Here is a 14447-nt window from a genome sequence, read left to right as displayed (position 1 = left end):
ATGTACAATTCTGTTAATTATGATATTCAATGTAATATTTTGATGAGTCTCGTAAATCTAAGACCTTATATTTTTGATTAAAAAACTTATCAGATTGAAATAATTTAACTAAGTATTGCCACGCTTGATTAAAATCAGATTCTGGCATTTTAACTACGATATTTTCTTGAAATATCAAATTCCATCTTCTATTACCATACCTTACTGCAGAAACAATTTTTGAAGCTAAATTAAGCTCTGAACTAATAGTAAGAATTAATTGGTTAGCATGTAAGTTAGCCCCTTGCCCAACTAAATGTAATAGCGAAGAAAATTCTGAAATTTTATCTGTATGCAGCACTATTCCTTCTTTATCAATGAGATATAACTGCTTATTTAGTTGCCAAATTGCTATTGGCTTTCTTTCTAAAATACCAACATATATCGTATTTGGTAGTCTTCTTTCTATAACAACATTACGTATCCAGGTATTTTGTTCAAGTCGTTCCTTAATTGCATGAATATCAATATCAAATATTGGAGTACCAGTATCAGCATTAATTGCAGCAATAACTTTATCTGTTGTAACATTTTGTTGTCCATCAATTATTACCTTTTCAAGCCTAAAACCAAAGTCACTAGCTACTTCACTCAATTTATTAGCTATCTCACTTTTTATAAAGTTAAGTTTATTGGTAAATAGTAACATAAATATTAGTATTACTACTATGATTTTGACAGCCAATACACCTTTAGTATAATAGTTAATAATAGATCTCCTTAAAGGAATATTAATTCTTTTAACTTTTTTTGTTTGATTTATTGTAGTAGTACTTTTGTTGTACATTTTATTTAATTCAATCACATTTGGCTGTAATTAATATTCTTTCCACTAATTCATTGAAGCTAATACCATAATATTGTGCAATTTCAGGATAACTTGATAAGGATGTCATGCCAGGATGAGTATTTAATTCTATAACATAAACTTCATTGTCAATATCAGATAATATGCATTCCAATCTACATGGCCCCCTACAGTCAAAAATTTTATACACTTTTTCTGCAATGTTCATAATTTGATTGACAGTATTAACAGGAAGCATAGGTGGAATAATGTGCTCAGCAAAGCCAGGGCTATATTTACTTTGATAATCATAAAAGATTTTATCTTTAAGCATTTTAATTTCTAATATTCCAACTACTTTACCATCTAGTAAAGCAATCTGTAGCTCTCTACCTTTGATATATTGCTCAACTAAAACCTCATTACCAAATTGAAATTTATAATCCTTAAATAGAAATTTATCTTCTAAATGTACAATTTTTACACCTATACTTGACCCTTGCTGTAGTGGCTTTATAACATATGGTCTTAAAATAGGATCATCGATTACATTATCATTACTATTGATAGTTATACTGGCAGGAGTTTTAATTTTATAGCATTGTAATATGGTTTTAGCAATTTGCTTATCAAATGCAGCTGCAGAAGTTTTTACACCAGAATGAGTATAAGGTATATTCATAATATTTAATAACCCAGGAATACATCCATCCTCTCCATATGTACCAACTAGACAATTAAATACTGTATATGGTCCTGTAATTTCAGATAGTTTAACTGCAATATCTTGCCCAACATCTATACGAGTCACCTGATATCCATTAGAGATAAGAGCAGCTTGTACATTATCATTAGACATCAATGACACCTCTCTTTCTGCTGACATGCCACCATATAAGATTACTACATGCTTTTTGCCTGAACTAGTTATGCTTTCAACAACAGAATTGCGTCTTTGAAAACTATAGGCTTTTTTTCCCAACAATTTTAATCTCCCATTCTAATGTTATACCAGTATGGTCAAAAACCTTTTTACGAATCAACTCCCCTAGATTTTCAATATCGCTAGCGGTAGCATTTCCATTATTAATTAAAAAATTGCAATGTAGATTTGATACTTGAGCCCCGCCAATACTATGCCCACGTAATCCTACCTTATCTATCAACTGCCAAGCTTTATAGTTGTTAGTATTACGAAAAGCGCTACCAGCAGTTTTTTGGTTAATTGGCTGCGTTAATTTACGAACTGTTTGTATTTTTTGTAGCTTTTGACTAATACTTGTTTTACTATCATTATAACAAATGAGATTAGTTTTTGTAAAGATTAAAAAGCCATTCACGATGCATTGCCTATATTCAAAGTTTAAATCTTTGGATAAAAATATATGCTTATTACCTGATCTATCTAAAGCCTCAACAGAATAAACAACATCTTTAAATTCTTGTCCATAAGCCCCAGCATTCATAGCAATTCCACCACCTATTGTTCCAGGTATTCCTACTAAAAATTCTAACCCACCTAAGTTATGTTGTAGACAAAATTTTGCAACATCATAGTTTAAAGTTCCAGCTCCAACACTAATAATATTATAGTGATTATTTTTAACAAAATTAATCTCATTAAAACTTCTACCTAATTTAATTGTTACACCATCAATACCATTATCTCTGATAAGTAAATTTGATCCTGCTCCTAATACTGTAATTTGAATATTAGATTGTAAATTTTTTAAAAAGCAAGACAGATCCTCCTCATCTTTAGGTTTATAAAAAACTTGACTAATTCCACCAACCTTAAACCAAGTCAGTTGAGATAGTTTGAAATTTTTTCTATATTCACCACTAACTCTTGGTAGTGATATCACTGTAGACATCGTGCTTTAATAATTCTTTTAATTGCTGTAGCAATATTGCTGCAAATTTAGTAATATCTCCAGCTCCCATTAGTAAAATAATATCATATGGTTTAACTTGCCTATAAATAATTTGTGACAAATCATCTAAATTATTTATAGGCATAACATATAGGCTACGATAATAACTCTTAATAGCATTAACTAAAGAAATATGAGATAAGTTATATGTTTCTTGTTCTCCAGCATCATATATTTGCGAAATATATAGTTGATCTACAAGTTGAAAGCAATGAGTAAACTCTGAAAATAACTGTTTTAGTCTAGAGTAACGATGCGGTTGAAATACAGCTATAACCCTTCCCTGCTGCTTATCTGCAATACATCTTGCTGTATCAATTGTTGCTATAATTTCTGCAGGATGGTGAGCATAGTCATCAATAACGGTAATGTTATTATACTCTCCGATCTTTGTAAAGCGCCTCGCAATACCTTTAAAATTTTTAAATCCATCCTTAATAATATTTAAGTCTAAGTTTAGCTCTACAGCAATAGCTATTGCAGCTAGTGAATTGAGAATGTTATGCTTACCTAAAGCTGGTAAAGTAACTTGCGTAATTATGACTTCATTATGAAAATTATATGCTTTAATTCTAACATCATAGGTTGAATAACCATTATCAGTATTAATATTAAATGCCTGAATATGTGCATTCTTAGAATCAATACCATAAGTAATAATCTTTCTAGATGTAATTTTAGCTATTAAATTTTGTACTGTAATATCATCAATACAAGCTACTGCAAAACCGTCATATGGTAAATTAATAATAAATTTACGAAAAGCACTAATCAAATTATCAAAATTTTTATAAAAATCTAAATGCTCAACATCAATATTAGTAATAACAGCAATCGTTGCAGGAATTTTAATAAAAGTTGCATCTGATTCATCAGCTTCAGCAATGAAATAATCACCATCACCTAAATAAGCATTTGTAGACTTATTATTCATAATTCCACCAGTAATAACTGTAGGATGTAACCCATATGCTTCAAACATGCAAGCAATCAATGCTGTTGTAGTAGTTTTGCCGTGAGATCCTGAAATTGCTATAGCAGTTTTTGATCTCATCAGCTCAGCTAACATCTCTGCTCTAGATATTATTGGTATTTTTGCTGAGATTGCAGCTTGATATTCAGGGTTATTGTGTTTTATAGCAGAAGATATAACTACAATCCCTGCTCCATTAATATTATTAGCGTTATGCTCATGTAATACTTCAACACCTAGCAATTTCAATCTTTTAGTATTAACATTACTAGTCAGATCTGATCCTCTAATCTTATAACCTAGATTGTACATTATTTCTGCGATACCACTCATACCTATACCACCGATACCAATAATGTGCACAATACCAAAATTACTTTTAAGTCTTCGATTTGCTAACAATGTCATGCAAATAATACTTATATAAGCATGCCTTTTTGACATGCTATTTTTTTAAAAATATACCGCCTTCTTCCATTTATTAGAATTGCTTAAGCACAAGCTACAACTCAATATTAACCAAGTAAGCTGCTAAAATTAGAAAAAGAAATTAATCAAAATTTTAACATAACTTTTCATAATTTCTTTTTTTACTATAATGCTATAAAAACTTAAAAGCTAAATCTAATACTAAGTGATAAAGAATGCCCATTAAGGTCATACTGCTTAAAGTCACCATATGGCTTATCTTTCACATCTTCGCCTGTAATGCTTCCTATCCACATATACTTATATTCAACATCTAAGTGCACTTCATCAATTACTTCAGCTGATATACCAGCTATAGCTTCTTTATAGAAACCAACTTTATAATCTATTTTATGCTGCTCTATTGTACCACCAGTATATGAGGCCCCAGCACCTCCACCAACAAAAATTGAAACTGGACCTAATTTAATTAAATCAAGATAACCCCTTAATGCTACAACTCCAGAATTAAGAGACAATCCGCTATCTAACTTATGATTAGAATTATTATTATCTAAGTCATTATCGCCAGCTTGTTGTTGCTCTTTCTGTGAATTACTTACACTTTTCTCTGGTTTAGTTGTAATATCAAAGAGCCACATAGCACCAACTTCTGTCCTAAAATATCGATTTACATAAGCCCCTAAACTTCCACCTATTCCAAATGGAAATTTGTTAAACTCAAGCTCTTTATTTTTAAAATGAGATTCCCAATTGGTTGGCATTAATCCAATCGCGCTAACCTTAGCATAATAATTATATTCTAAATATTCTAAATATTCTGATGAATTATTAGCATGTACTAAAGATGAACTTGATAATGCAGAAAGCGCAGTAATAGCACTTATTATTACTTTTTTTATTTTACTCATGAACTTTTACTTATTTTTTTATGACTGTTGTTATTGATTTAAATGCTTCCTAATTACAAAAACTTCACCATTTTAGGAGTATATTTCTATATATAACCCAGCAAGCTTCAAGCTAATTAAATAGCAAAGAATAAAGTTAATTTTTATTATTATAAAAAAACTCTGAAAAAGCAGCTAAAAACCCTGTAAAGAACTTTTAGCTGCTTTTTTTATAATTTTAAAGAAAAAACTAGAAGTTATAGCGTACACTTACACTTGCCATAAGAGGATTTATTGAATACTTCTCTTCTATTTTACTGAATGAGTACATATAACTACCTTCTATGTCCACATACACACCTTCAGCAGCATTAATTGCTACACCAAGTGCTCCTGATGCAACCATGCCTGTATGCCCTTTAATATCCTTATTATCTATTTTTCCAGAAGTATAAGCTAACCCTGCACCAACACCAGCATATATTGAGACTGATTCAGTTATCATTACGTCAGCATAGAGTTTAACTTGGCCGACAATCATACTCAGATCAAACTCTGCCTCTTTGTCTTTTCCTTTTTTAGATTTTTCAGATGTTCCTTGTTGCTGCTTGCAGTCACCTTCACCTTGATTCTTTGCATCTTCTTCTTGTTGGGCAGCTAATTTTTCCATCGCTTTCTTAATTCCTGCATGACGCTGCAATTTAACAAGATCTTTATATAACTGCGCAATCTGATCATTGCCATTTAAAAGCCTAACAGCTGCTGCTGCTACTGCTTCTTGCGCTGTAGCTTGAGCTTGCTGTTGCTGCCCTTGCCCCTGCTGCTGTGCTTGCTGCGGCATGACAAAATTCAACTGTATCTGATTAGCAAAAGCATTACCACCAAGATACCCATCAAAAGATTCTCTGAGCTCTTCCAATAGATCGTTTAATTCTTGCATTTTATTCTGTATCTGTTCGACAGATGCACTATTAGGCAAACTAGTATCAGGAACATCAATACCAGCTATATCAGCAAATGGCTTTATATCACTATATATCTGAGTAATTTTATCACTTAATACTTTGACAGGAGAAGCGCTAGGTTTATTAGCATTTGATAATGCAGCAAGCCCAACTACCAAATGCCTCCATTGCTCATGGTTATGTATCGCAAAACCTGCAGGCGGATTTGCTCGCTGCGGTGGATTTCCAACAGGATTAGGGTTACCCTGTGGAATATTTAACAATATCGGATTTATAACCATAGGCCCATTAGGATCATTAGGGTTTTTTACCCTATAGTCAATACCAGCACAATTCTTTAACCAAGCGATCCTAGCTGCAGCACGTTGCTCATCATTAAGCTGAGGCTGCGCCGCTTGTGCTTGCTGCTGAGGTATGTTAGGAATATCAATCCCAAAGTCACGATCAGCTATACTTATAGGCATTATAGTAGGCTGAGGAGGTGTAAGTTTAAACCGCTTACGTATAGGAGCATCTTTCCCACCTACAGAATCTGCCTTTGTCTCACCTACAGAATCTGCCTTAACTTTACCTTCTTCAACCTGAGCAGTTATATTTGTAAGGTACATAACACCTATCTCTGCTCTAAATCCTGGAGCGATTGTCATACCTGCAGCCAACGTTCCACCAAATGGCAGCCCATTTGTTAATGACAAGTGTTTTTTGCCTTCAGCATCAGCTGGATCCAAGCGAGCAGATTCTACGCCAGTAATCATTCCTCCAACAACTCCAACTTTAGCATAAGGACCACACTCTAATCCTTCTTCCCCCAATTCTATTGCACTAGCTGAAAATGGCAACGACAACGCAGACATTGCACTAGCAATTAACATAATTTTTTTCATTCTAATCTCCTTAAAAGAATTAAATTTATTTTTTAGTGGTAACCATTCTAAACTAATTATTTAGCCACACTAACTTTAGTTTTATATCAAAAAACTATTATTTAGTATACTAATATTTAATAGTACTTGTAAAATAATTTAAACAATCTATAAAACACTGTGTTAAAAATGTCGCCTCAAAGCGTTTTATCAATTGTAAAATCTATTTTTATTTTTTATATATAACTTAGAGACAATATTCAATAGAATACTGCTCTTATATATAGCTTAAAGACACGTTCGAAAATACATTAATTATCTATTAGCACCTTGCTACATTTAACCTTAGATAGCATAACACAGCTTTTTACGCAACAACTACCTTCAATTATTAATAATTTTTCTTGCCCAAACTTTTATTTTTAGCTAAAATAGCAACAGTTTTTTAAGCTAATAATTAAGCCCTACATAAATCTTATTATATTTATATAAAATCTTAAATCAAGATACATTAATTAACCACATAATTATACTAACATTGCATTATCTAAAATTAGCCCACATAAAAAATGAACAAGCTTTCTTTTCAACAAATAATAATGCACCTGCAGCAATTCTGGAGCAATCAAGGCTGTGCTATATTGCAACCATATGACGTTGAAATTGGCGCAGGAACTTTTCATCCTGCAACAGCAATAAAATTGCTAGGGCAAGCCCAATGGCGTGCAGCATATGTTCAGCCATCCAGGCGACCAACAGATAGTAGATATGGCAGCCACCCTAATCGTTTACAGCAATACTACCAGTTTCAAGTCATAATTAAGCCATCTCCAGATAATATTCAAGCTCTTTACTTACATAGCTTAGAATATCTCAACATAAAAACTCAAACTAATGATATTAGATTTGTAGAAGATGACTGGCAATCCCCTACCCTAGGAGCCTCAGGCTTAGGCTGGGAAGTATGGTGTAATGGAATGGAAATTTCTCAGATTACTTACTTACAACAAATAGCTAGCATAGAATGCAATCCAATACCTATAGAAATCACTTATGGACTTGAACGATTAGCAATGTACATACAGGAAGTCGATGATATTAAACTACTAAATTGGAATAATCAATCAGGAGAACTAGCTTTAACATATCAAATGGTTAACATGGAGAATGAACGGCAATTTTCTGCTTATAACCTTGAATACGCCAACACAAATATATTGTTTAAACAATTTGAAGAAGCTGAACAACAATGCCAAGATTTAGTCAAGCAAAATCTTCCTCTACCAGCATATGATTTCTGTTTAAAAGCTAGCCACTTATTTAATCTACTTGATAGCAGAGGAGTAATCGGAGTTACTCAACGCACTAATTATATCGCTAGAATACGAACACTAGCTCAAACAGTATGTAATCAATATATAAAAAATCTTAATATATCAAATGCATAGTTACAGTTTAATATTAGAACTCTACTCTGAGGAAATTCCAGCTAAAATGCAAAAAAAAGCTGAATTAGCATTTCAAGAAATTTTTACTAAAAATTTCAAATTAGCTAATATTAGTTTTAATCACTTAAAAGTATATATAGGCCCATGCAGAGTTGTTCTATATACAGCCTTTAGCAGCAAAGAACTAGCCGCTAAAGCAATTGAACATAAAGGCCCTAAAGTCGGAGCAAAAAAATCAGCTGTTGAAGGATTTTGCAAAGCCAAGTCTATTCTAAGCAAGGATTTAACCATAAAAACATTTAATAATCAGCAGTTCTACGTTTATACTCATGTTACTCCAACTCAACCTATTAAAGATCTATTACCAGAAATCATATTAAACTCCGTTAAAGAATACACTTGGCCAAAATCAATGAAATGGGGGAATTATCAGATTAATTGGGTTAGACCACTTAGAAACATTTTATGCATGTTCAATGACGAAGAACTAAAAATCAGCTGGCATCATCTAACATCAAATAATAAAAGCTTTGGACATAAATTCATGAGTCCAAATAGCTTTACTGTCAGCACCTGGCAAGATTATACTAATAATTTAAGAGATAATTTTGTCATATTAGATAGATCAGAACGGCAAGCTATTATACTTAATTCCTTAGAAAAAACATGCAAAACTCTAGGCATTACCTTAAATTACAATGATAAATTACTTGATGAAGTTACTGGTTTAGTTGAATACCCTATCGTATTATATGGTACAATACCTAGTGAGTTTCTTAGATTACCAGAAGAAATCATCATCACTTCTGTACAAACTCATCAAAAATATTTCACTACAAAAGATTATAACAATAAACTAGCTCCATATTTTTTATTTGTTACCAATATCAATACTGAAGATTATAGCAATATTATCAAAGGAAATGAAAAAGTCTTATCATCTCGTCTCTCTGATGCTATATACTTTTTTAATCAAGATTGTCAATTTACATTGCTTAGTAAATTAGAAAAACTAAAAAAAGTAGTCTTTCACACTAAACTTGGCAGTATATTTGATAAAGTTCAGAGAATAAAAAAAATATGCCATAAGCTTGCACCTGATGATCAAGAACTAGCCATTGCAGCTGAACTGTGTAAATCAGATTTAGTCTCAGAAGTTGTACAAGAATTCCCTAATCTACAGGGAATAATGGGAAAATACTATGCTTTAAATGACAAACTGAGCCCTGCAGTCGCTAATATAATCGGCAACCACTACTATCCTACTGGAATTGAAGATGAAGTACCTAATGGTAAGGCAGCAATTCTTGCTTTAGCTGACAAGCTTGATAATTTAACTAGCCTATATTTAGCAGGAGAGCGCGCTACTAGCTCAAAAGATCCATTTGCATTACGTAGATGCGCTTTTTCTATCGCTAGAATAATTTTAACTAATAAAATACAAGTAAAATTATTAGATTTATTAACTTTCATTTATCAACTTCATGATATTTATACTAATGAGCTAGCAACCGAAGTACTACTATTCATAAAAGATAAAACAAAAAATTTACTTAATGCAAAATTTAATCATTTGTTAGTCGAAGCTATATTTCAGCAAAACAACTATGATGATCTTACTGAGTTAGAATTAAGAATGAATATTCTTGATCATTTTTTAACCTCCACTAAAGGTCAAAACTTTATACAATCATATAAAAGAGCGTATAATATCATTAAAGATGAAGAAATTCATCAAGCAAAAATAGATGTTTGCAAATTATTAACTAAACAAGAAACCATCCTATATCAGCAAGCTATGGATGCAAAAGTTAGACAATTATCTACTCAATTTTCAGCTGAAAATTTCACTTCAGCTCTTGATCAATTATCAAATCTTAGCACACCAATTGCAGAATTTTTAAACAATGTTACTGTTAACACTACTGATCAGTATCTTACTTATAATCGCAAGCTTATATTACAATATGTAGTGGAGTTTTGCAATAATATAGCCCCATTTTACAAAGTAATAGAACATTATGCTAGCCAATATGAACAGTAATAATAATGATATAAATATTGCTGCACAATTTATTGACCAAGGGAAATTAGTTATATTCCCTACTGAAACAGTGTATGGCATAGGAGCTGATGCAACTAATGACAATGCTTGTCAAAGCATTTATAAAATCAAAAACAGACCAATGAATAATCCATTAATTATTCATGTCAGCAATATACAAGCTGCCCAAACTATAGGCATATTTAATAATCTTGCTATTAAACTAGCAACCTTATGGCCAGGCCCAATTAGCTTAGTTGTACCACTTAATCAATCAGCAGGAATTAGCAGAACAGCAACAGCAAATCTTGATACTGTAGCAATTAGAATTCCATCTCATAAGGTAGCTCTCATGTTGCTACAGTTAACACAAAAACCTATAGCTGCTCCAAGCGCAAACCCATCAGGCTATCTCAGCCCTACTACCTATCAACATGCCAATATCCATTTCCAAAATTCTCCAAACACATTCATTCTTAAAGGCGCTCAATCAACTTATGGATTAGAATCTACCATAATTGATACTACTACTGACAGACCAAGAATATTACGCCATGGATTCATTACAACAGAAATAATAAAGACTATTACTGGACAAAACCCTATTATAGCAGAAAAACATAATAAGCTTTTAAAAGCTCCAGGAATGATGTTAAAGCATTATTCTCCTATTACTAAAATTAGGTTAAATGCAACAAAGCTTCTTCCAAAAGAAGTAGGATTAAATTATGGACCTAATACTCTAACTGGAAAATACTGCCTAAATCTTAGCCCAAACAGCAATTTGATGAATGCAGCAGCAAACTTATATCATATGCTTCATCAACTTGACAACTATGCACAAAATCCTATCAATGAGGTTGAGACTATCGCCATAGCTCAAATACCAAATATAGGCATAGGAATTGCTATCAATGACAAGCTTAATCGCGCAAGCTCATATTAACCACAGAATAAGACAATAGAAAGTATAAAATAGACTTCTTTCGAAACTAGAGAATGATGTAGAATGGTGTTATAAAAATCTAATTTGAAGTAATAATGAAATTAGATCAGATAAAAGAGTTAAAGGATGAAAAATTTCGTCGATTAACAGGAGTAAGGAAGAGGACATTTTCAAAGATGGTGGATATTTTGAGGAAAGCTGATGGTCTTAAGAAATCAAAAGGTGGACGTAAAAATAAGCTCAATTTGGAGGAACAGTTGCTGATGGTGTTAGAATACCTTAGAGAATACCGTACTTATTTCCATATAGGTCAGAACTATCGAATTAGTGAAAGTTCAGCATATAAAGCTGTAAAATGGGTAGAAGACAGCCTAGTTAAACACCAAAACTTTGCTCTTCCAGGCCGTAAAGCTTTAATGAAGAGTGATATGAATTATGAAGTAGTCTTGATTGATGATACTGAGAGTCCTATAGAAAGACCTAAAAAAAACAAAAATTCTATTATTCAGGAAAGAAGAAAAGGCATACACTAAAAACTCAAATAGTGGTAGATAAGAAAACGCGCCAAGTAATATGTACAGATTTTTCTAACGGTAAAAAACATGACTTTAGATTATTTAAGAAATCCAAAATTCTTATCCATCCTAAGGTAAAAGTGATTACTGATACAGGATATCAAGGCATACAAAAAATTCACAATAATTCTGAATTACCAAAGAAAAAAAGCAAGAAAAATCCTTTAACTAAAAATGATAAAAAGAATAATCATAGGTTAGCAGTAGCAAGAGTTGTGAATGAAAACGTTATTGGTATACTAAAACGCTTCAAAATTATTGCTGACAAATATCGAAATAGACGTAAAAGATTCTCTCTTAGATTTAATTTGATCTCTGGCATTTATAATTTTGAACTACCTTAACCAGTTTCGAAAGATGTCTAGTATAATTTTAGTGATTGATATTTCTAAAGAGACAAGTTCTGCTAAATAAGTTATAGCTTTTGTAGGTCTTAATCCTAAGCATCGTCAATCTGGTAGTACCGTGCGGGGGGCTAGTAGAATCTCTAGAACTGGTAATTCAGATCTACGTAAGTCTTTTTATATGCCTGCTATGTCTACCTTGAGACATAATTGTATTATCAAGCAATTTTCTCAACGTTTGTCTGATACTGGTAAACCCAAAATGCTTATCCTTATTGCCGCTATGCGTAAGTTATTACATAGAACATCTTATAATCAATAATAAAGGTGAAATAATGTCAGTTAAAATTACTAAAGGCAATAAAAGCGATCTATCTATAGCTTTAGTTATTTCTGAAGTCCTATCTGGTAAATTGTTTGGTGATAAAGCTTACATATCTAAAAAGTTATTTCATCAACTGTTGACCAATGGTTTACGTTTATTTACTAATCTTCATAAAGATATGAAAACATATTTATTGGACATACAAGATAAGAAGTTATTAGGCCTCTTTCGAAACTGGTTAAGGTAGTTCAAAATTATAAATGCCAGAGATCAAATTAAATCTAAGAGAGAATCTTTTACGTCTATTTCGATATTTGTCAGCAATAATTTTGAAGCGTTTTAGCATACCAATAACGTTTTCATTCACAACTCTTGCTCCTGCTAACCTATGATTATTCTTTTTATCATTTTTAGTTAAAGGATTTTTCTTGCTTTTTTTCTTTGGTAATTCAGAATTATTGTGAATTTTTTGTATGCCTTGATATCCTGTATCAGTAATCACTTTTACCTTAGGATGGATAAGAATTTTGGATTTCTTAAATAATCTAAAGTCATGTTTTTTACCGTTAGAAAAATCTGTACATATTACTTGGCGCGTTTTCTTATCTACCACTATTTGAGTTTTTAGTGTATGCCTTTTCTTCTTTCCTGAATAATAGAATTTTTGTTTTTTTTAGGTCTTTCTATAGGACTCTCAGTATCATCAATCAAGACTACTTCATAATTCATATCACTCTTCATTAAAGCTTTACGGCCTGGAAGAGCAAAGTTTGCGTGTTTAACTAGGGTGTCTTCTACCCATTTTACAGCTTTATATGCTGAACTTTCACTAATTCCATAGTTCTGACCTATATGGAAATAAGTACGGTATTCTCTAAGGTATTCTAACACCATCAGCAACTGTTCCTCCAAATTGAGCTTATTTTTACGTCCACCTTTTGATTTCTTAAGACCATCAGCTTTCCTCAAAATATCCACCATCTTTGAAAATGTCCTCTTCCTTACTCCTGTTAATCGACGAAATTTTTCATCCTTTAACTCTTTAATCTGATCTAATTTCATTATTACTTCAAATTAGATTTTTATAACACCATTCTACATCATTCTCTAGTTTCGAAAGAAGTCTATTAAATAAACGTTCTTTAATTGAGTATGTCTTTAATGTACTAAAAAAACATATGCATTTAGAGCATACTAGACACTGTTCTCCTCTTAATTTTTTTGTTCATATAATTGCTTCTCTTGCTAGTTATTCTATCTCTAAACTTAACTCCATTTTATCTCTTCTTCTTCTGATTCCTTATCCTAAATTGACGTTTTAAAGCTTTTTTTATATGTAATATTTAATCTCTTTAATGCTTTTTGTATACTAGACTTACTTACTCCTAGTAGTTCAGCTCTTTCATATTGATATGCCTCACTATGTTGACTCACATCTTCTTTTAGTTTTTCAATAGAGATTTTTCTTGGAGCTATGTTTCTGTTTTTTTACAGCAATATGCTTTTACTTCATACAAATACTGTATTCTTTCATATCTCAAAACGTTTTGATACTTTTTCAAAACTAATTTTTTCTCCTTCATTTATGTTAGCACTTTTTTCCAAAATATATCGAATATGTCATATTAATTACTTTTTCATTGCATTTTATTATTATAATTGTTTTATAGTAGTTTGGCTATAGCTATAAAGTCAGCGTAGTAAATCCTGCACGTATTAAAGGTTTTGCAATGAATAGACTTAATTGTACAAAAACAGATAAAGCAGACAGTGCATTAATATCATACTTTTTTGAGGCAATGAAACCAAAAGTTTAGCATCCACAAACACCTTATATTCAAGAACTACAGCAGCTAATTGATCTATTTTTGTATCACTTATTTCA

Annotated in this window: 12 protein-coding genes and 4 pseudogenes; 8 read left to right on the top strand and 8 right to left on the bottom strand. The window is 31.7% G+C overall.

The genetic code is table 11. The features are described from left to right. Positions 1 to 13: 13 nt before the first annotated feature. The 6 genes from DK405_RS09795 to tsa56 all read right to left on the bottom strand — a co-directional run bounded on the left by DK405_RS09795 (position 14) and on the right by tsa56 (position 6901). Entirely contained in the window at positions 14 to 844 is an 831-nt protein-coding gene (locus DK405_RS09795) for a cell division protein FtsQ/DivIB (protein ID WP_231967781.1), read from the bottom strand. Next, complete coding sequence (locus tag DK405_RS09790; RefSeq protein ID WP_080946471.1) at positions 837 to 1811, bottom strand: D-alanine--D-alanine ligase; 975 nt, start codon at positions 1809 to 1811, stop codon at positions 837 to 839. Before DK405_RS09790 ends, DK405_RS09795 begins: the two co-directional genes overlap by 8 nt. Next, positions 1789 to 2700, bottom strand: coding sequence for a UDP-N-acetylmuramate dehydrogenase (murB, locus tag DK405_RS09785; RefSeq protein WP_045912670.1), 912 nt, complete (start codon positions 2698 to 2700; stop codon positions 1789 to 1791). The genes DK405_RS09790 and murB overlap by 23 nt, the downstream gene beginning before the upstream one ends. Then, positions 2669 to 4141: a UDP-N-acetylmuramate--L-alanine ligase gene (gene murC / locus DK405_RS09780; RefSeq protein ID WP_045912672.1), complete on the bottom strand. Its 1473-nt coding sequence runs from the start codon at positions 4139 to 4141 to the stop codon at positions 2669 to 2671. Before murC ends, murB begins: the two co-directional genes overlap by 32 nt. 203 nt (positions 4142 to 4344) lie before the next feature. After that, a complete protein-coding gene (locus tag DK405_RS09775; protein WP_045912669.1) occupies positions 4345 to 5073 on the bottom strand; it encodes an outer membrane protein in 729 nt (242 codons plus the stop codon). Positions 5074 to 5302: 229 nt separating this feature from the next. Next, positions 5303 to 6901: a type-specific antigen TSA56 gene (gene tsa56, locus DK405_RS09770; protein ID WP_045912668.1), complete on the bottom strand. Its 1599-nt coding sequence runs from the start codon at positions 6899 to 6901 to the stop codon at positions 5303 to 5305. A gap of 548 nt (positions 6902 to 7449) precedes the next feature. Here tsa56 and DK405_RS09765 point away from each other — a divergent pair. The 6 genes and pseudogenes from DK405_RS09765 to DK405_RS09740 form a co-directional block, all read left to right on the top strand. Beyond that, entirely contained in the window at positions 7450 to 8328 is an 879-nt protein-coding gene (locus DK405_RS09765; RefSeq protein ID WP_045912667.1) for a glycine--tRNA ligase subunit alpha, read from the top strand. Next, positions 8321 to 10372, top strand: a complete 2052-nt coding sequence (gene glyS / locus DK405_RS09760; RefSeq protein WP_045912666.1) for a glycine--tRNA ligase subunit beta — start codon at positions 8321 to 8323, stop codon at positions 10370 to 10372. The genes DK405_RS09765 and glyS overlap by 8 nt, the downstream gene beginning before the upstream one ends. After that, positions 10350 to 11318, top strand: coding sequence for an L-threonylcarbamoyladenylate synthase (locus tag DK405_RS09755; RefSeq protein ID WP_080946470.1), 969 nt, complete (start codon positions 10350 to 10352; stop codon positions 11316 to 11318). Before glyS ends, DK405_RS09755 begins: the two co-directional genes overlap by 23 nt. A gap of 95 nt (positions 11319 to 11413) precedes the next feature. Next, a protein-coding gene (locus DK405_RS09750) for an IS5 family transposase (protein ID WP_109510702.1) occupies positions 11414 to 12237 on the top strand; the annotation gives its coding sequence in 2 pieces (ribosomal slippage) (positions 11414 to 11801 and positions 11801 to 12237; 825 coding nt in all). Between the two features lie 70 nt (positions 12238 to 12307). Beyond that, positions 12308 to 12559 (top strand): annotated as a pseudogene (locus DK405_RS09745) (transposase); the annotation flags it as partial. Beyond that, positions 12543 to 12782 (top strand): annotated as a pseudogene (locus tag DK405_RS09740) (transposase); the annotation flags it as partial. The pseudogenes DK405_RS09745 and DK405_RS09740, both read left to right, overlap by 17 nt. An 18-nt stretch (positions 12783 to 12800) precedes the next feature. Here DK405_RS09740 and DK405_RS09735 read toward each other — a convergent pair. Then, a protein-coding gene (locus DK405_RS09735; protein WP_109510701.1) for an IS5 family transposase occupies positions 12801 to 13624 on the bottom strand; the annotation gives its coding sequence in 2 pieces (ribosomal slippage) (positions 12801 to 13237 and positions 13237 to 13624; 825 coding nt in all). 53 nt (positions 13625 to 13677) lie between these two features. On the opposite strand from DK405_RS09735, the pseudogene DK405_RS15515 reads away from it, so the two are divergent. Further along, positions 13678 to 13884, top strand: a pseudogene (locus DK405_RS15515) (transposase); the annotation flags it as partial. Here the strand turns inward: DK405_RS15515 and DK405_RS09725 are convergent. After that, positions 13868 to 13996: a hypothetical protein gene (locus DK405_RS09725; RefSeq protein WP_162563014.1), complete on the bottom strand. Its 129-nt coding sequence runs from the start codon at positions 13994 to 13996 to the stop codon at positions 13868 to 13870. The pseudogene DK405_RS15515 and the gene DK405_RS09725 sit on opposite strands and share 17 nt — an antisense overlap. Before the next feature lie 239 nt (positions 13997 to 14235). On the opposite strand from DK405_RS09725, the pseudogene DK405_RS15895 reads away from it, so the two are divergent. Next, a pseudogene (locus tag DK405_RS15895) lies at positions 14236 to 14376 on the top strand (IS110 family transposase); the annotation flags it as partial. Positions 14377 to 14447 lie beyond the last annotated feature (71 nt).

Origin of the sequence: Orientia tsutsugamushi, assembly GCF_900327275.1 — a bacterium.
Lineage (GTDB): Bacteria > Pseudomonadota > Alphaproteobacteria > Rickettsiales > Rickettsiaceae > Orientia > Orientia tsutsugamushi.
This window is presented reverse-complemented; position numbering and strand designations above follow the sequence as displayed.

Excerpts from the sequence above, each read along its gene's own strand:
- murB (WP_045912670.1), bottom strand. The coding sequence starts at position 2,700 with ATGTCTACAGTGATATCACTACCAAGAGTTAGTGGTGAATATAGAAAA.
- murC (WP_045912672.1), bottom strand. The coding sequence starts at position 4,141 with ATGACATTGTTAGCAAATCGAAGACTTAAAAGTAATTTTGGTATTGTG.
- DK405_RS09775 (WP_045912669.1), bottom strand. The coding sequence starts at position 5,073 with ATGAGTAAAATAAAAAAAGTAATAATAAGTGCTATTACTGCGCTTTCT.
- tsa56 (WP_045912668.1), bottom strand. The coding sequence starts at position 6,901 with ATGAAAAAAATTATGTTAATTGCTAGTGCAATGTCTGCGTTGTCGTTG.
- DK405_RS09765 (WP_045912667.1), top strand. The coding sequence starts at position 7,450 with ATGAACAAGCTTTCTTTTCAACAAATAATAATGCACCTGCAGCAATTC.
- glyS (WP_045912666.1), top strand. The coding sequence starts at position 8,321 with ATGCATAGTTACAGTTTAATATTAGAACTCTACTCTGAGGAAATTCCA.
- DK405_RS09755 (WP_080946470.1), top strand. The coding sequence starts at position 10,350 with ATGCTAGCCAATATGAACAGTAATAATAATGATATAAATATTGCTGCA.